This window comes from Kitasatospora sp. NBC_00458, assembly GCF_036013975.1.
Taxonomy (GTDB): Bacteria; Actinomycetota; Actinomycetes; order Streptomycetales; family Streptomycetaceae; genus Kitasatospora.
The window spans coordinates 6541533-6558335 of record NZ_CP107904.1 but is presented as its reverse complement, the minus strand read 5'-3'; the positions used below and the strand labels follow the sequence as shown (position 1 = coordinate 6558335).

Annotated in this window: 13 protein-coding genes; 2 read left to right on the top strand and 11 right to left on the bottom strand. The window is 76.1% G+C overall.

What is annotated here, in order from left to right; translation table 11 throughout:
* Positions 1 to 119: 119 nt before the first annotated feature.
* Together OG550_RS27425 and OG550_RS27420 are read right to left on the bottom strand one after the other, a co-directional pair.
* A complete protein-coding gene (locus OG550_RS27425; RefSeq protein WP_327681941.1) occupies positions 120 to 1718 on the bottom strand; it encodes an ABC-F family ATP-binding cassette domain-containing protein in 1599 nt (532 codons plus the stop codon).
* Positions 1719 to 1929: 211 nt separating this feature from the next.
* Complete coding sequence (locus OG550_RS27420) at positions 1930 to 2868, bottom strand: hypothetical protein (RefSeq protein ID WP_327681939.1); 939 nt, start codon at positions 2866 to 2868, stop codon at positions 1930 to 1932.
* Between the two features lie 362 nt (positions 2869 to 3230).
* On the opposite strand from OG550_RS27420, the gene OG550_RS27415 reads away from it, so the two are divergent.
* Positions 3231 to 4538: a glycoside hydrolase family 26 protein gene (locus OG550_RS27415; RefSeq protein WP_327681937.1), complete on the top strand. Its 1308-nt coding sequence runs from the start codon at positions 3231 to 3233 to the stop codon at positions 4536 to 4538.
* A gap of 13 nt (positions 4539 to 4551) precedes the next feature.
* On the opposite strand, the gene OG550_RS27410 is transcribed toward OG550_RS27415, so the two are convergent.
* The 9 genes from OG550_RS27410 to OG550_RS27370 all read right to left on the bottom strand — a co-directional run bounded on the left by OG550_RS27410 (position 4552) and on the right by OG550_RS27370 (position 15662).
* Positions 4552 to 5718 (bottom strand): GNAT family N-acetyltransferase, encoded by a 1167-nt coding sequence (locus OG550_RS27410; RefSeq protein WP_327681935.1) that lies wholly within the window; start codon positions 5716 to 5718, stop codon positions 4552 to 4554.
* Positions 5715 to 6575, bottom strand: coding sequence for a hypothetical protein (locus OG550_RS27405; RefSeq protein ID WP_327681933.1), 861 nt, complete (start codon positions 6573 to 6575; stop codon positions 5715 to 5717). The genes OG550_RS27410 and OG550_RS27405 overlap by 4 nt, the downstream gene beginning before the upstream one ends.
* A 61-nt stretch (positions 6576 to 6636) precedes the next feature.
* Entirely contained in the window at positions 6637 to 7752 is a 1116-nt protein-coding gene (locus OG550_RS27400; protein ID WP_327681931.1) for a glycosyltransferase, read from the bottom strand.
* Positions 7749 to 8876 (bottom strand): polysaccharide deacetylase family protein, encoded by a 1128-nt coding sequence (locus OG550_RS27395; RefSeq protein ID WP_327681929.1) that lies wholly within the window; start codon positions 8874 to 8876, stop codon positions 7749 to 7751. The genes OG550_RS27400 and OG550_RS27395 overlap by 4 nt, the downstream gene beginning before the upstream one ends.
* A complete protein-coding gene (locus OG550_RS27390; protein WP_327681927.1) occupies positions 8866 to 10599 on the bottom strand; it encodes a lipid II flippase MurJ in 1734 nt (577 codons plus the stop codon). Before OG550_RS27390 ends, OG550_RS27395 begins: the two co-directional genes overlap by 11 nt.
* On the bottom strand, positions 10596 to 11924 hold the full coding sequence (locus OG550_RS27385) for an O-antigen ligase family protein (protein ID WP_327681925.1): 1329 nt from the start codon (positions 11922 to 11924) through the stop codon (positions 10596 to 10598). Before OG550_RS27385 ends, OG550_RS27390 begins: the two co-directional genes overlap by 4 nt.
* A gap of 6 nt (positions 11925 to 11930) precedes the next feature.
* A complete protein-coding gene (locus OG550_RS27380) occupies positions 11931 to 13454 on the bottom strand; it encodes an exopolysaccharide biosynthesis polyprenyl glycosylphosphotransferase (protein ID WP_327681923.1) in 1524 nt (507 codons plus the stop codon).
* A gap of 334 nt (positions 13455 to 13788) precedes the next feature.
* Positions 13789 to 14943 carry a glycosyltransferase gene (locus OG550_RS27375; protein WP_327681920.1) on the bottom strand — a complete coding sequence of 385 codons (1155 nt, stop codon included), beginning with the start codon at positions 14941 to 14943 and terminating at the stop codon, positions 13789 to 13791.
* A gap of 278 nt (positions 14944 to 15221) precedes the next feature.
* On the bottom strand, positions 15222 to 15662 hold the full coding sequence (locus OG550_RS27370; protein ID WP_327681918.1) for an SRPBCC family protein: 441 nt from the start codon (positions 15660 to 15662) through the stop codon (positions 15222 to 15224).
* Between the two features lie 180 nt (positions 15663 to 15842).
* Between OG550_RS27370 and OG550_RS27365 the strand changes: the two genes are divergently transcribed.
* Complete coding sequence (locus tag OG550_RS27365; RefSeq protein ID WP_327681915.1) at positions 15843 to 16736, top strand: HipA family kinase; 894 nt, start codon at positions 15843 to 15845, stop codon at positions 16734 to 16736.
* Positions 16737 to 16803: the final 67 nt, after the last annotated feature.

The following is a 16803-nucleotide window of genomic DNA, read 5'->3' as shown; positions in this document are numbered from 1 at the left end:
AAGCGATGCCCGGCCGTCCGTACGGGCGACCGGGCAACGGGGGGGCCTGCGGGATCAGGCCGAAGGATCGGGTCGGCGAATCGGGCCGGCGAATCCGGCCGAAGGACCGCGCCGGCGGATCAGGCCAGCGAGACCAGGTCGTGGTAGGCCGGGCTCCAGAGGTCCTCCACGCCGTCCGGCAGCAGGATGATCCGCTCCGGGTGGAGCGCGTCGACCGCGCCCTCGTCGTGGGTGACCAGCACGACCGCGCCGCTGAACTCGCGCAGCGCGCCGAGGATCTCCTCGCGGCTGGCCGGGTCGAGGTTGTTGGTGGGCTCGTCGAGCAGCAGCACGTTGGCGCTGGAGACCACCAGCGAGGCCAGCGCCAGCCGGGTCTTCTCACCGCCGGAGAGCACCCCGGCCGGCTTGTCGACGTCGTCGCCGGAGAACAGGAACGAGCCGAGGATCTTGCGGATCTGGACCAGGTCGGTGTCGGGCGCGGAGGAGCGCATGTTCTCCAGCACCGTGCGCTCCGGGTCCAGGGTCTCGTGCTCCTGGGCGTAGTAGCCGATCTTCAGGCCGTGGCCCGGGATCACCTCGCCGGTGTCCGGCCGCTCCACCCCGGCCAGCATCCGCAGCAGCGTGGTCTTGCCCGCGCCGTTGAGGCCGAGCACGACGACCCGCGAACCGCGGTCGATGGCCAGGTCGACGCCCGCGAAGATCTCCAGCGAACCGTAGGACTTGGACAGGTCGCTCGCGGTCAGCGGGGTCTTGCCGCAGGGCGCCGGGTCCGGGAAGCGCAGCTTGGCGACCTTGTCGCTCTGCCGGACCTGGTCCAGGCCGGAGAGCAGCTTCTCGGCGCGGCGGGCCATGTTCTGCGCGGCCACCGTCTTGGTCGCCTTGGCCCGCATCTTGTCCGCCTGCGCGTTCAGCGTCGCGGCCTTCTTCTCCGCGTTGGCCCGCTCGCGCTTGCGGCGCTTCTCGTCGTCCTCGCGCTGCTGCTGGTACTGCTTCCAGCCCATGTTGTAGACGTCGATCGCGGAGCGGTTGGCGTCCAGGTAGAAGACCTTGTTGACGACCGTCTCGACCAGCTCGACATCGTGCGAGATGACGATGAAGCCGCCCTTGTAGGTCTTCAGGAAGTCCCGCAGCCAGACGATCGAGTCGGCGTCGAGGTGGTTGGTGGGCTCGTCGAGCAGCAGCACGTCGGAGTCGGAGAAGAGGATCCGGGCCAGCTCGACCCGTCGGCGCTGACCACCGGACAGGGTGTGCAGCGGCTGGCCGAGGATGCGGTCCGGCAGGCCCAGCGCGGCGGCGATGGTGGCGGCCTCGGCCTCGGCGGCGTACCCGCCCTTGGTCAGGAACTCCGTCTCCAGGCGCGCGTACTTCTTCATCGCGTTCTCCTGGGTGGCGCCCTTGCCGTTCGCCATCCGGTCCTCGTTCTCGCGCATCTTCTTCAGCACGGTGTCGAGGCCGCGGGCGGAGAGGATGCGGTCCTTCGCGAGGACGTCGAGGTCGCCGGTGCGCGGGTCCTGCGGCAGGTAGCCGACCTCGCCGGAGCGGGTCACCGTGCCGGAGGCGGGGATGCCCTCACCGGCCAGCACCTTGGTGAGCGTGGTCTTTCCGGCACCGTTGCGCCCGACCAGACCGATCCGGTCACCGGGGGCGACCTTGAAGCTCGCGGACTCGATCAGGATCCGGGCACCGGCGCGCAGCTCTAGGGCGTTGACGGAAATCATGGCTGGGGACTACTCCTGGGACGTGGGCGGGCGCCCGGACGGGGCACGGGCCGGGACGGCGGGGAAGGGGCGTCGGCGGAGGGTCGGCGGACCGCGCGGGCGCGGCGCCGCTCGCCCGCTAGTGCCCGGAGAGAACAGCCATGGCGGCAAGTCTACCGGGCCGCGCGAGCGGGCCCGGAGGATTACCGGCCGGGGGTAACCGGAAGCCCGGCTACCGGGGCTGCCGCCCGTCCGCCGGAGCCGCACAGCTGCCCTCCGGGCGGACGGCGGCGAACGGCTCGGCCGGGCTGCCGCAGGCCGCCTCGGGGGCGGCCGCCCGGGTGTCGAAGACCTTGGGCGCGACGATCGGTCCGTCCGAGATCAGCACCCGGTGGCCGTCCAGCGCCTTCATCGAGGCGCCCGGGCCGGCGTTGAGCTGCCAGCCGGTGCTGTCCAGGCGGTAGCCGGAGATCCCGCCCGAGACCGGCTGGCCGGTGCTGTTGGAGCAGCTGCGCGGAACCAGCACCGCGAAGTCGGTGGCCACCGTGCGGGTCGGGTCGTAGACGCAGTTGCCGGCCGGCTTGGAGTTGTAGCGCAGGTCGCCGTCGGCGTCCCGGAAGCCCATCGTCAGGTTGGGCGTGACCACCGCGACCCAGGGCGCGGACTGCTGGACCGTGCGCAGCGAGGCGGCCGCCCGCTCGGTCGCGAGCTGCTTGCGCTGCTCCTCGGTGCGCTTGTCGGCGCCCGGCTCGCCGTCGCCGCGCAGCCAGTCGGCCAGGCCGGGCACCGCGCGGTGCCAGCGCACCGCGTGGTCGCCGGGGCGCACGGAGGTCACCAGGCCGTCGTCCCAGACGACCACGGCGCTCTCCCCCGCCATCGACAGGTAGAGCGCGGTGGCGCCCTCCCGCTGGTAGGACCAGGCGTGCTCCCCGGTGGCCTTGTGGTACGCCTCCAGGCCCGGCCCGACCTTCAGTTCGAGGTCCGCCGCGTCCAGCGTCCGCACGGCGTCCGGGCTCGCGTCCGGGGCGCCGGTGGCTCCCGGCGCGGCCACCCGGTCGCCGAACGGGACGGGCTTGTTGGCGTGCGCGGCCGCACCCGCCACAAGGACCAGCAGCACCGCCAGGGCAGGCAGGATCGATCGGGGGCTGAGGGCGCGCGACTTCCAGGACACGGGCGGAGCGTACCTTTCACCGCCCGCGCGAGTCAGCCGGACTTCCCCGTAGGGCCGGACGGCGGAACCCCGCCGGCCGGTTTCGCGCCGTCCGGCGGGCGCCGCCCACCGACCTGCGCCGTCGGGCCCGGTGACGCCCCCGCCACCGCCCGGGCGGGCCGCGGCGGTAGGGCTCCCCGGCGCACCGGGACTGTTACAGAGGTGATACACGGCACACCGCCGGACGGCGTTCGAATACCGCCCACTTTAGGGTGACATTCGGCTTTTCCTCCGCCTCGCGGGCCTACTGTCGGCGATGGGGGCACCACGCTGCGTCGCCCTCCCGCCCCGCCCTGCCCGAGGCCCCCGCCCGAGGAGAGACCATGCGATTCGGCCGCCTGGCGCTGGCCGCCGCCGCCCTGCTGCTGCTCACCACCGCCAGCGTTCCCGCCGGCACGCCGCTGAGCCAGACCGAACGGCACGCGCTCTCCTCCGACGCCATCTCGCCCCGCGGCGCCGCCCCGCGACCGGTCGTCCAGCGGCCGAAGCACGAGCCGCCGTTCGGCGCCTTCGTCGGCTCCTGGGACCGGTACATCCCGCAGATCGGGCGCTACGCCCAGTGGCTGAACAACGCGAACCTCCAGGTCGGCCACACCTACCTGGCGGGCAACGGCTGGGCGGACGTCGAGGGCGAGCCGATGGTGCTCGGCATGTGGTCGCAGTGGCGGCTGGCCGACCCGTCCCGGATGCTCATCCTCGGGGTGCCGATGCTGGTCCCCAACGAGGCGAACGTGCCGGACGGCGAGGTGGCGAAGCTGCTCGCCCAGGGCGCGCGCGGGGACTTCGACCGGCACTTCCTCAAGCTGGCCCGCCGGCTGGTGGCGCTCGGCGGCGCGGACACCGTGCTCACCCTCGGCTGGGAGATGAACGGCGTCACCTACACCCACCGCTGCAAGCCCGACCCGGCCGCCTGGAAGACCTACTGGCGGCGGATCGTCACGGTGATGCGGTCGGTGCCCGGGCAGCGGTTCCGCTTCGACTTCACGCCCAACCGGGGGCTCGACGCGATCCCGTGGACCAAGTGCTACCCGGGCGACGACGTGGTCGACATCATCGGCATGGACAGCTACGACCAGCCCGCCGGCGGCTCCTTCGACGACTACGTGCACGAGCCCTACGGGCTGCAGGACCAGGTGGAGTTCGCGGCCAAGCGCGGCAAGCCGGTCTCGTACCCGGAGTGGGGGCTGTTCCGCAACGGCGACAACCCGGAGTTCGTGCAGCGGATGGTGGAGTGGATCCGCACCCACGACACCGCGTACCAGACCGTCACCGACTACTGCCCGCACGGCTTCTGGCAGTGCGACCGGAACCCGCGCTCCAGCGCCCGGTTCCGTCAGCTGATGGCCGGCTCCCAGGGGGCGCCGGCCCCGGCCCCGGCGGCGGCCGCGCCCCCGGCACCGGAGGCGCCGGCGATGCCGTCCGCACCGCCGGCCCCGTCCGCCCCCTCGGCCACCGCCGCCGGCTCCCCCACCGCTCCGGCCTCCCCCACCGCTGCGGCCTCCGGAACGGCCGGCGCGACGGCGTCCGCGACGGCGACGGCTCCCGCGACCGCGGCGGCGACCGCGGGACCCTCCGCCACGGCGGTACCGTCGCCGAGCCCGTCACCGGCCGCCGCACCGGCACGGCGCTGAGCGGGTGTCCGGTTCAGCGCCGGCGACGGGCGAGCAGGGCCTCCTTCAGCTTCGGCATCCGAGTGCTGAGCACCCGCACCGCGGCCTGCCGGGAACGGACCGCGCCGCCCCGGGCGGCCGCGGCCGGGGCCGGGCCCCGCGGGCCGAACAGCAGCCGCTGGTTGGGCAGCCCGTCCGGCCGCCAGCGCTGCTTGTACGGCTCCTGGCCGCGCAGCAGGCCGAGCACCGGGATGCCCGCGTCGAGCGTCTCGTCCAGCGCCGCGCCGAACAGCAGGCCGGCGATGTCCAGCCGCTCGCGCAGCTTCGGGTGCGCGCCGTACAGGTAGAGGCCGCCGAAGGACGGGCAGAGCAGCAGCAGGTTGACGGCGACCAGCTCGCCGTCCAGCCAGTACTGGTGGACCGCGGCCCGGCCGGTCGCCACCAGGCCGGTGGTCGACTCGTCCAGGTGGCGGGCGAACCGCTCGGTGCGGTGCTCCGCGGTGACGCCGCGCTCGGCCCACTGCAGGAAGTGCAGCCGCAGCAGCCCGGCCAGCGCCTCGGGCACCTCCTCCGGCGGCGTCGACCGCACCTCCACGCCCGATTCGGCGATCTTCCGCAGCTTCACCCGGCTGCGCTGGGCGGTCTTGCCGGGCACCCGCTTGAGCAGCTGCTCCATCGGGACGGCCGGCAGGTACTGGCAGAGCGAGTCGGTGAAGCGCCTGCGCCGGCCGCGCCAGTGCGCGAAGACCCGCTGGACGGCCGCCTCCGGGTGGACCTCGCGCAGGTCCAGGCTGTGCCAGGGCCGGGTGAGCGGCAGCGCGGCGGCGAACTCGGCGGCGGCCCGGTCGGCGCAGGAGTCGTCGAGCAGGACGTCGGTGAAGTCGATCAGTCCGGCGCCGAGCCCGGTCAGGCCGCCCAGCGGGCCGCCGCGCCGCTGGAACGCGCCCGCGCCGACCAGCCGGCCGTCCCGGCGGACCAGGACCACCAGCAGGGCGCCGGGGCGTCCGTAGTTGCGCCACCAGGAGCGCTGCCAGACGGCGGCCTGGAAGAAGGTGGCGGTCCGGCAGCGGGTGACCAGGTCGTCCCACTCCTCGGCGAGGGTGTCGAGCGCGTCGTCCTCGCGGCGGAGCTCGGTGGTCCAGCGCGGGGCGCAGGCCTGGGCGGGGAACCCGGTGGTCGGGGCGGCGGCCTCGGTGCTCATCGTCCACTCCCGGCGGCGGTCTTGGTCCTGTTCTCCGACTTGCCCGGGGTCTCCCCGGCGGCGGGCCCGGACGCCGGGGACGCCCCGGCCCCGGCCTTGCGGTCGTCCTCGGCCCCGGCCCCGGTCGCGGCCTTGTCGCCGCCCCTGCCCTTCTCCCCGCCCTCGGGCCGGGCCTCCGCGGCGGCCGCGGGCGCCGGATCCGGCTCCGGCAGGGGCTCCGCGGCGCGCGGGCGCGGGGCGGCCGGGGCGGGGCCCGCCCCGGCGGCGGACTCCGTCCCGGACCCGGTGTCCGCCGCGGACCCGGGCCGGCGGCGGGTCATCATCACCAGCGCGCCGATCAGGACGCCGGCCGCGCCGCCGACCGCCACGTCCAGCTCGGCCGAGGGGGTGGTCGGCTTGTCGGGCTCGGCGGCGGCCGCGAGCGGGACCAGCCGGACGCCGGTCTCCTTGCTGCTGCCGTTGGCGAAGGCGACCAGCGAGCGGGCCACCGCGTCGGCCGCCAGGACGGCCTCCTGCGGGTCCGCCCCGGTGCCGGTGATCTCGATCATGGGGGCGTCCGGCGAGGTGGTGCCGTGCACCATGGCCTCCAGCTCGGACCGGCCGTGCCCGGTCTCGGCGGCGGCCGCCGCGAGCACCTGCGGCCGGCCGGCCAGCCGGCCGTACGCCTGGGCGAAGTTGACTGCCGTGGCGCTCTCCCCCGGGTTCTGCGCCACCACGATCACGTAGGAGTCGGCGGCGTACGAGGGGTGGGCGACGGCGGCGTACCCGGCGCCGGCGGCGGCACCCAGCGGCACCGCGAGGGCCACCGGCCACCAGCGGCGGACCAGGCGGCGGGCGCTTCGGCGCGGTTCGGTCATCGAGACTCCTTGGGTATGGGGGCCACCCGGCCGGCGGCCCGGCGACTGGGGAGCCGCCCGCTCAAGCGGGGGCCAGGCGGTCGTAGAGGGCGCCGAGGTCGGCGGCCACCCGGACGATGTCGTAGTGGCCGACCGCGGGGGGCCGGGGCAGCGGGTCGGTGCTGTGGTCGTCGAGGTGGCGCAGCTCGCGCAGCGCGGCGGCGTACGCGGCGGCCTCGGAGGGGATCCGGCGGGCCTGCGGGGCGGCGCTGGGCGGCAGTTCGTCCAGGGCCGGACAGGCGCTGTGGCGGACCGGGAGGCCGGCCGCCAGCCCTTCCAGCACGCCGAGCCCGAAGGTCTCCTCGGTGGAGGGGGCGGCCAGCACGTCCAGGGCGGTCAGCAGCTCGGGGACGTCGTCGCGCTCGCCGGTGAGCAGCAGGCGTTCGCGGACCCCGAGTTCGACGGCCAGGCGTTCCAGCGCGGCGCGCTCGGGCCCCTCGCCGACCAGCACCAGCCGGGCCGCGCCGTCCAGTTCGGCGAGCGCCCGGACCAGCACCGGGAAGCGCTTGCCGGGGACCAGCCGGCCGACCCCGCCGACCACCCAGCTGCCCTGCGGCAGGCCGAGTTCGGCGCGCAGCCGGGCGCGGGTGGCGGCCCGGTCGGCGTCCGGGCCGGCGTAGCGGGCGGAGTCGATGCCGTTGGGGATCAGCTCCACCCGGGCCGGCGGGACGCCCCAGGAGTGCAGGGTCTGGGCGACCTGCCGGGAGACCGCGACGGTGGTGGTGCCGAGCCGCTCGGCGGCCAGGTAGAGGCCCTTGACGCCGCGGGTGACCGGGCGGCCCTCGATCACCCCGGCGTGCAGCGAGTGCTCGGTGGAGACCACCGCCCGGACCCCGGCCAGCCGGGCGGCCAGCCGGCCGTACAGTCCGGCCCGGTAGAGGTGGGTGTGCACCACGTCGTACCGGCCGGCCCGGATCAGACGGGCCAGCCGGGGCAGCGCGCCGAGGTCCCGGTTGCCCCGCATGCCGAGGTGGTGGACGGTGACGCCCTCGGCGCGCAGGGCCTCGGCCACCGTGCCGGGGTTGGTCATCGCGACCACCTCGCAGTGCTGGTGCGCCGGCAGGTGCCGGAGCAGCAGTTGGAGCTGGCGCTCGGCGCCGCCGGAGGCGAGGCCGGTGACGACGTGCAGCACCCTCATCGGGCGGCCCTGCCGTGGCCGGCCCGCCCGCCGCCGGGGCGCTCGGCCCCGCGGCCTGCGCCGTCGGCCGGTCCGGCGGCGGGGTGGCGTCCCCGCGCCCCGCCGCCCTCGCCCGGCCTCCGGGCGGGGGCGCCCGGGTCGCCCCCGGTGCGCCCCTCGCCCTCGGCCGTGCGGCCCTTGGGCTCCGGGCGTCCGGCCGGTTCGGGGCGGGCGCGGGCGGCCAGGCGGGAACGGCGCAGTTCGGTGACGGTGTCGCGCAGGCGGTGCCGGCCGCGCTTGGCGCGCAGCCGCCAGGCGCCGTCGCGGTCGCCGACGTAGCAGCGCGGCAGGGCGTACCGGCCGGTGAGCGGGGAGTGCGCGATGGCGCAGGCGTAGTCGTACCCGGCGTCCCGGACGGCGTGGGTGGCGGCCAGGTCGACGGCTCCGTACGGGTAGCAGAAGCCGGTGACGGGGCCGCCGACCACCTCCTCCAGGGCTCGGCGGCTCTCCCTGGTCTGGGTGGCGAGCACGTCGGCGGGCAGGCCGGGCAGGGCGCGGTGGCCGAGGCCGTGCGAGCCGATCTCCCAGCCGGCCGCGGCGAGGTCGGTGACCTCCTGGACGGTGAGCAGCTTCTTCCGCGGGCCCTCGGTGTCCCAGTCGTTGGCGCGGCCGAGCAGGTCGGCGACCACGTAGGCGGTGGCGGTGAAGCCGTAGGCCTGCAGGATCGGTACGGCGTAGCGGCCGAAGTCGGCGTAGCCGTCGTCGAAGGTGAGGCCGACCAGTCCGTCGTCGCGGCCCGCGGCCCTGGCCCGCATCAGCTCGCGGACCGAGACGCCGCGTCGGCCGCGCCGGTGCAGCCAGGCGATCTGCTCGGCGAACCGCTCGGGGCTGACGGTCAGCTTGTACGGGTCCTCGTCCTCGACGGCCACCGAGTGGTACATCAGGATCCACGGCGAGGAGGTCTCCGGCACGGGCGCCTCGGCGAGCGGGCGGCGGCTCCGGGGCAGCTGTGCCGCCGGCCGGCGGGTGCCGGTGCGCGGTGCGTCGGTGCGCCGGGCGTCGGGGTGCGGGCCTGCGGCCGCCGGTGCGGCGGGGCGGCGGACGCCCGACAGGACCGGCCGGACGAATCCCCGTTCAGCGTCCATGGGGAGGCTTCCCTTCATCGGCGACAGGTGACGGGCCCAGGGCCCGGGCTGCGGCGCGGACCGGTCCGCGCACCTCACGGGCGCCGAGGCCGGTGCCCAGGGCGGCGAAGACCAGCGCCACGGTGAGGCCCCCGAACACGGTCGAGAGCAGGGGGTCGGCGGTGAGGCCGGCGGCGGGGGTGCCGAGTGCGACGGCGCCCGCGGCGGCGGCCAGCAGCCGGGCGTGGCCGCCGAGGACGCGGCGCAGGCGCAGCGGGATGCCGCGCAGGACCAGGCCGTGCAGCAGCAGCGCGGCGGTGGCGGTGATGCCGACCGCGTTCGCGGCGGCCAGGCCGGGGGCGCCGAACCTGGGGGTGGCGAGCAGCCCCCCGACGACGGTGACGACCAGGCCGAGCGCCATGGCGGCGGCCGGGTACCAGTCGAGCAGCCGGCGTCCGCCGTCGTCCGGGCGCGGGTCGCCGGCCCGGCGGACCACCGGGCGGAGCGAGAAGTAGGGGCGGATCATCACGCCGATCAGCGCCTGGGCGGGCAGGCCGAAGCTGTAGACCCGGATGATGGCGGCGGTGGCGGCGGTGTCCCGGGCGCCGAAGGCGCCGCGTTCGAAGAGCAGGGCCACCACCGACGGCGCGCAGGCGAGCAGGAAGGCGGTGCCGAGCAGGACGACGGCGGCCGCCTGGCCGAGGTCCTTCTCCACCCGGTCGCGGGCGGCGGTGAGGTCGCCGGCGGCGAGCGCCCGGGCGACCAGCGGGAAGGTGACGGTGCAGATCAGGATGCCGGCGGTCATCGCCAGCTGGGAGACCTTGGCGGCGTAGTTGAGGTGCGAGATGGTGCCGGGCGGCAGTTCGGAGCCCAGGAACCGTTCGATGAAGACCTGGGACTGCCGGGTCAGGGTGAAGGCGGCCACCGGCAGCAGTGCGAACGGGATCAGCACCAGCGCGTTGCGGGAGCGCCGGCCGCGGCCTGCGCGGCCGCTCCCGGCGCCGGCGCGCAGCCCGCGCAGGAACGGGACCACCAGCAGGCCGGCCATCAGCAGGCTTCCGAGGGCGACGCCGACCGCGGCGGAGCGGACGCCCCAGATCGCGTGGCAGCTGAGCAGGACGCCGAGGATGCCGAGGTTGTAGGCGACGTAGATGCCGGCCGGGGCGGTGAACCGGTGGTGGGCGCGCAGGGCGGCGGCGAGGTAGCCGGCCACGCCGAACGGCAGCACGGTGATCGCGGTGATCCGGGTGCAGGTGACGGCGAGTCCGGGGTTGGCCAGGCCGGGGGCCAGCAGGTCGACGAGCCAGGGGGCGCCGAGCGCCGCGCCGAGGGAGAGCGTGGAGAGCGCGAGCAGCAGCCAGGGCAGGGTGGCGCGGACCAGCTGGCGGACCGGGTCGGGGCCGTCGGGGCGCTCCTCGCGGAGCACCAGGGCGAGGGCGAAGGCGGGCACCATGAGGAAGGACATGGCGTCCTCGATCAGCAGCGGCGCGGCGGTCTCGGGGACGGTCCAGGCGACCAGGAAGGCGTCGGTGCCCTGGTTGGCGCCGAAGTAGCGGGCCAGCAGGAGGTCGCGGAGCAGGCCGAGCGCGGAGCCGGCGGCGCTGAGGACGGCCGTGACGCCGAAGGCCTTGGCGAGGAAGCCGCGCCGGGGTGCCGCGGCCGGGCCCCCGGTGGCGGGGTCGGCCGGCGCGGGCCGCGGGGCGGGCAGTGCCGGGGTGAGCGCGGTGGGCTGGTCGGTGCTCATCGGGCGGCCGCCCGCGGGCCGGTGGGGCGGGAGGCCGCGGCGGCGAGTCCGAGGACCACCGAGGTCAGCACGGTGGTGGTGCCGCCGATGTCGGCGTAGAGGAAGTCGACCAGGACCCAGGTGAGCAGGGCCAGCGCCGCGAGGCCGGGCCCGCGGGCGTGCCGGAGGCAGCCGAGGAGCAGGCCGAGGAAGAGCACGCCGTAGGCGACGATGCCGACCAGCCCCTGCTCGCTGAGCACCAGGAAGTACATGTTGTGCGGGGAGAGCAGCGGCTCGCGCTGGAACCCGATGGTGGCGTCCGCGGCGTCGCTGCCGGAGGAGAGCCGCAACGGGGCGTGGCCGTCGCGCAGTTGCTGGAAGGCCTTGGGGCCGGCGCCGGAGACCGGGTGGTCCTGCCAGATCCGCCCGGCGGTGGCCCACAGGTCGTACCGGTCGGAGACCGACTGGTCGGGGGCCTCGGAGACGGAGCCGATCGAGCTGAGCCGGGCGGTCACGCCGGAGCCGCCGAGACCGAGGCCGCCGACCAGCACGACGGCGGCGGCCAGGCCCAGGACGGTGCTGCGCACGGCGAGCCGGGCGTCGGCGCGCAGCAGCAGGACGGCGGCTCCGGCGGCGGTGGCGATCCAGCTGCCGCGGCTGAAGGAGACGGCGAGCGGGAGGGCGAGGAAGGCGGCGGCCGCGAACAGCGCCCGCCGCAGCCGGGGGTCGCCGGCCGGGCCGCGTTCGCCGAGGGCGAGGGCGAGGGCGGCGAGCAGGCCGAAGCCGACCACGGTGGACATCGCCATGATGTCCAGCGCGCCGAAGGTGCCGACGGCGCGGATCGGCCGGCCGGTGTAGGAGGCGCCGGTACCGGTGAGGAACTGGTGGACGCCGACGACGCCCTGGATCAGCGCGGCGGCCACGAAGGAGCCGAGGACGAGGCGCTGGTCGGTGCGGTCGCGCAGGGCGCAGAGCACGGCGGCGGGGACGAGCACGAAGACCTGGGTGAGCCGGACGAAGCCGGTGAGGCTGGTGGCCGGGTCGATCGAGCCGATGGTGGCGACGGCGGCGGCGGCCACCACCGCACCGAACCGGACGGCGTCGGCGCGGGCGATCGCCGGGGTCCGGCCGCGCAGCAGGTTGACGGCGGTGAGGGCGACCAGGGCGAGCGAGGCGAGGTCGGCGGCGGTGACGTGGACGGCGGCCGCGACGTCCTTCTCCCCGGTGGGGACGCAGACCAGCAGGACGGTGGCGGCGGCGAGCAGGGCGGGGCGGTCCCGGAGGAGCGCCCCCGCGCGCCGTAAGAGGTGCGCGGGGCGCGGGGGCGCGGGAAGGGTCAGGGCCACGCTGGGTCAGCTCCCGTCCGGGTGGAGCATCAGCGCCGCGGTGCGGCACAGGATCTTGACGTCCTGCCAGAGGCTCCAGCTCTCGATGTAGCGGTTGTCGAAGCGGGCCCGGTCCTCGATCGAGGTGTCCCCGCGCAGGCCGTTGACCTGGGCGAGGCCGGTGAGGCCGACCGGGACGCGGTGACGGTCGGCGTACTCGGGGTAGGCCTGGCTGAACCGCATGACGAAGTAGGGGCGCTCGGGGCGCGGGCCGACCAGGCTCATGTCGCCGCGCAGGACGTTCCACAGCTGCGGGAGCTCGTCCAGGGAGCTGCGGCGCAGCAGCCGGCCGACGGCGCCCATCCGGTGGTCCTGGGAGATGTTCCAGCGGGTCGCGGACTCGTGCTCGTTGCTGGGGCGCAGGGTGCGGAACTTGAGGACGGTGAAGACCCGGCCGTCGAGCCCGGTGCGCTGCTGGCGGAAGAGCACGCCGGGGCCGGTGTCGAAGCGGACGGCGAGTGCGCAGAGGGCGAGGACGGGGGCGAGCAGCAGCAGGCCGAGGCCGGCGGCGGTGACGTCCAGGGCCCGCTTGGCGGTCCAGCCGGGGCGGCGCATCGCCGCGCGGCCGACGCGCAGACAGGGGAACCCCCAGAGGTGGTCGGCGCCGGCCAGCCGGCCGGCGCCGAGGGAGCCGTACTCGCGCAGCGCGGGCACCAGCCAGACCTGGCAGCCGAGCCGGGCGGCGTCGCGCAGGGCGGCGGCGGTCTCGGCCTCGTCGGCGGCGCCGGCGGTGGCGACCACGTGGTGGACGCGGTGGCGGCGGACCTCGCGTTCGAGGGCCTCGCGGCCGCCGAGCACCGGGAGGTCGGTGTCGCCGGTGAGCAGCGGCGGGTCGGGGTCGAGGAAGCCGACCGGGCGCATCCCGTACTCGCCGCGCTCGCTGAGGGCGGCGGCGACCCGGCGGCCGAGCCGGCCGGCGCCGAGCACCAGGACGGGGCTGGGGCGGCTGCGGCGGATCCGGCGGACCAGGTGGTAGAGCACCGCGCGGGCGAGGACGGCGAGCACCAGCTGGGTGCCGAGCAGGACGGTCAGCCGGGCCGGGGTGGCCGGGCCGGAGTCGGGCCAGCGGCCTTCGAGGCAGCCGGCCAGGGTGACGGCGAAGGCGGTGGCGACGCCCGCCCGGACGGTGAGCGCGGGCAGTTCGTCGAGGACGGACAGGGTGAGCCGGGTGCGGTAGAGGCCGCCGGCCAGGTTGACGAGGATCAGCAGTGGCAGCAGGGCGGCCACGCCGAGCAGTGGTGCGACCCGGACGGCCGGGTCGAGGGCGCGGTTGGCGATCCCGGTGGCGGTGCACAGGGCGAAGGCGTCGACGACGACCAGGGCGACGGGCAGGGCGATCCGGGAGCGGACCGGGCGGCGGTGGCGCCGGGCCGTCGGGGCGCTGCGGGTCTGGGCGGACCCTGCCGGGCGGTCGAGCAGCCCGGTGGCGGGCCGGCTCGTGCCGGAGAGGGGCCGGCCGGGCCGTGGCACGCTGTCGTGGTCAATGGTCATCAGCGCACGAACTCCCCTGCTGTGTGCCCGGGGTGACGGCGGTCCGGCACCGGTTGGCCCGGGGCGGCCGTCCCGGCCCGGTGGGCGCGGTCCTGACTGCACCTGCTGCCGCTGGCGGCTTTCGGCTTTCTCGCGAATTCCCGGCGCGAAATCGAAATGGAGCAGGCAAAATCAGACAATACCGAACGCTGCCTGGAATGCCGGAAGTCGACTTGCCATTTCATTCCAGCCGCCCATTAATAGGTATTTCCGATTTCACGCCTCGCCCACAACCGGTTGAGGGTGCGAATACGACAGCGCCGGAGCGGCGGGGCATTCACGGCATGTGAAACGATCAGATCCGCTGCGGGACACGGGCGCGGCGGCGTCCGGCCGCCGGACCGGCCCCCAGCAGATCCCGGTAGAGCGCGTCCACCTGTTCGACGACCGAGCGAACATCATGGCGGGCCGCCGCGTGCTCGCGCAGGCGCGCACCGCGTCGCTCGCACTCGATCGGATCGGACAACGCTTCGGCCATTCGGGTGGCGAGCGCGGCGGCGTCCTCCGGCGGCACCACGGCGGATTTCCGCTCCCCCGGCGGCAGGCATTCGCGGGCCCCGGGGACGTCGGTCAGCAGCACCGGGCGGCCGGACGCCATCGCCTCCAGCGGGGCCAGCGCCATGCCCTCCCAGCGCGAGGGCAGCACCACCAGGTCGGCCGCGGCCAGCCACGGGCGCGGGTCCGCGACGTCCCCGGCCAGCCGGACCCGGGCCGGCTCGGCCGACCCCCGGACCACCGCGGCCAGCCGGGCCTCCTCCGGCCCCCCGCCGACCAGCGCCAGCCGGGCCGACGGCACCCGGCGCTGCACCTCGGGCCAGGCGTCGAGCAGCACGTCCTGCCCCTTCTGGCGGCAGAGCCGGCCCACGCAGACCGCGAGCGGACCGTCCGGCTCCAGGCCGAGCGCGATCCGGGCGGCCCGGCGGTCGGCCGGCGCGTAGTGGCGGACGTCCACGCCGTTGGGCACCACCGCCCAGTCGGCGTGCAGGCCCGCCGCGACGCCGTCGGCCCGCTCCTGGACGGAGACGCAGAGCAGCCGGTGCGCCCAGCGGGTCGCGTAGCGCTCCCAGCGCAGGGTGGCGGCGGCCAGCGCGCCGTCCACGGCGGCGAAGGACCAGGCGTGCGGCTGGAAGACGGTCGGCGCGGCGCCCCGGACGGCCAGCCGGCCGGCCAGTCCGGCCTTGGCGCTGTGCAGGTGGACCATGTCGGGCGCGGCCGCCCGGACGATCCGGCGCAGCCGCCACGCCTCGGCGGCGGTGGCCGGGCCGGGCGAGCGCCGGGCCGGCCAGTCCTGGACCAGCGCGCCGACGGCGGCGGCCTCCTCGGCCAGCCGGCCGCCGCGCGGACAGGCGACCAGCACCCGGTGGCCGGCCTCGCGCTGGCCCCGGACGAGGTCGACCACGACGCGGGCGACGCCGCCGTCGACGGGTTGCGAAATGTGAAGGATCGTCATATGCACGGCGGCGAGCCTAGGGTGGCCGCACCGTGCCGCGGGGCCGTCGTCACCCGCACGTGGCGGCCGTCCACCCGTACGGCTTCCGGCTCGCACGGGTGGACGGATCCGTCGAATCCCCGAGCGAGCGGAGGGGCGGTTCCGGCGGGCGGGGGTCGCCCCGGCGGGGCGGCGCTCCGGGACCGGCGCCGACGCGCCCGGGCGGTCGGCGCCGGTCGGCCGACCGGCCGGCGGTCGGCCGGACCCGGCTCGGCCCGGCCGGTCGGCGGGCCGGACGGTCAGCGGACCTCGGCGGCCAGGTTGGCCAGCACCTGGTCGTGGATCCGGTTCAGGCCCTTGGGGGCGAAGGTCCGCTCGAAGAAGCCGCCGATGCCGGTCGCGCCCTGCCAGGCGGCCGAGACGGTGACCTTCGACCGGCCCTCGCCGACCGCCGACACGGTCCAGGTGATCACCATGGAGGAGTTCGCGTCCCGCTCCACCAGCTGGTCCGGCTGCGGCGCCGAGACGGTGAACAGGCAGTCGCGGATCCGCTTCTCGGTGGCCTGCAGCTTCCAGTGCACCTGGGTGCCCGCGCCCGTGCCGCCGACCCGGACCTCGTACTCGCTGTACTGCTCGGGCAGCAGCTTGGGGCGGGTCACCTGGTAGTCGGCCAGCGCCTCGTACACCCGCTCGGGGGCCGCGTCGTAGACCCGCTCGGTGGTGGCCTGCACCTGTCCCATGGTCGTGCTCTCCTCGTCAGGTCGTCCGGTGTGGTGAGGTCTCCCGGCGTCCGCGGCCGACCGGCCTGGACGGTCTCCGGTGGCGCGCGATCGTTCGGGGCCACCGGCAAGCCAACCACAGGACGTCCGGCGCACCCGCGGGTGGCCTGCGTGCCGGGGGCGGGCATTAGGGTGGCAGGTGTGCTCGATCAGGTGACAGCAGTGCGCTACGTCGACCCGCTGCGGGCCGGCGGGTCCGTCCCGGGCGTGGTGGAGACCGACGACCTGGGGACCTACGTGGTCAAGTTCACCGGGGCCGCGCAGGGCCGCAAGGCGGTGGTGGCCGAGGTGATCGTCGGCGAGCTGGCCCGGCGGCTCGGCCTGCCGGTGCCGGAGCTGCGGCTGGTCGACTTCGACCCGGCGGTGGCCGACGGGGAGCCGGACCCCGAGGTCCAGGACATCCTGCGGTCCAGCGGCGGGCTCAACCTCGGCATGGACCTGCTGCCCGGCGCCCGCGACTTCAGGCCCGGCATGATCGACGTCGACCCGGTCCTGGCCGGGCGGGTCGTCTGGCTGGACGCGCTCACCGGCAACGTCGACCGGACCGTGCACAACCCCAACCTGATGGTCTGGCACGGCCGGCTCTGGCTGATCGACAACGGCGCCGCACTGATCTTCCACCACCGCTGGTCCGCCGCCGCGGCGGCCGTCGGCAAGCGGTACGACCTGAGCGCCCACGCCCTCGGCGGGTACCGTCCGGACGTCCGGCGCGCCGACGAGGAGCTCGGGCCGCTGGTCACCGCCGCGGTGCTGGAGGAGGTGCTGGCGCTCGTCCCGGACGAGTGGCTGGCCGACGAGCCCGGCTTCGATTCGGTGGCGGCGGTGCGCCGCGCCTACGTCGCGCACCTGGCCGCCCGGGCGGCGCGCTCCGCCGAATGGCTGCCGGAGGGGTTCTCCACTCCGGAGCAGCTGCGCGAGGCCGAGCGCCGGCGGGCGGACCGGACCAGGGCGGGCCGGCCGGCCTGGCTCCAGGACGTGCCGGACCTGCACGGCAAGCCCTCGGTGGAGACGGCCTGGGGGCAGCACGTCGAGTGAGCGGCCCGGCGCCGGGCCGCCGGTGACGGGCGGTCGAACGGCTGGCGGTCGGACGGCGGGCCGGCGG

Bases quoted from the DNA above. Each gene is read 5' to 3' on its own strand.
- OG550_RS27425 (WP_327681941.1), bottom strand. From the start codon at position 1,718: ATGATTTCCGTCAACGCCCTAGAGCTGCGCGCCGGTGCCCGGATCCTG.
- OG550_RS27415 (WP_327681937.1), top strand. From the start codon at position 3,231: ATGCGATTCGGCCGCCTGGCGCTGGCCGCCGCCGCCCTGCTGCTGCTC.
- OG550_RS27410 (WP_327681935.1), bottom strand. From the start codon at position 5,718: ATGAGCACCGAGGCCGCCGCCCCGACCACCGGGTTCCCCGCCCAGGCC.
- OG550_RS27405 (WP_327681933.1), bottom strand. From the start codon at position 6,575: ATGACCGAACCGCGCCGAAGCGCCCGCCGCCTGGTCCGCCGCTGGTGG.
- OG550_RS27400 (WP_327681931.1), bottom strand. From the start codon at position 7,752: ATGAGGGTGCTGCACGTCGTCACCGGCCTCGCCTCCGGCGGCGCCGAG.
- OG550_RS27395 (WP_327681929.1), bottom strand. From the start codon at position 8,876: ATGGACGCTGAACGGGGATTCGTCCGGCCGGTCCTGTCGGGCGTCCGC.
- OG550_RS27390 (WP_327681927.1), bottom strand. From the start codon at position 10,599: ATGAGCACCGACCAGCCCACCGCGCTCACCCCGGCACTGCCCGCCCCG.
- OG550_RS27380 (WP_327681923.1), bottom strand. From the start codon at position 13,454: ATGACCATTGACCACGACAGCGTGCCACGGCCCGGCCGGCCCCTCTCC.
- OG550_RS27375 (WP_327681920.1), bottom strand. From the start codon at position 14,943: ATGACGATCCTTCACATTTCGCAACCCGTCGACGGCGGCGTCGCCCGC.
- OG550_RS27370 (WP_327681918.1), bottom strand. From the start codon at position 15,662: ATGGGACAGGTGCAGGCCACCACCGAGCGGGTCTACGACGCGGCCCCC.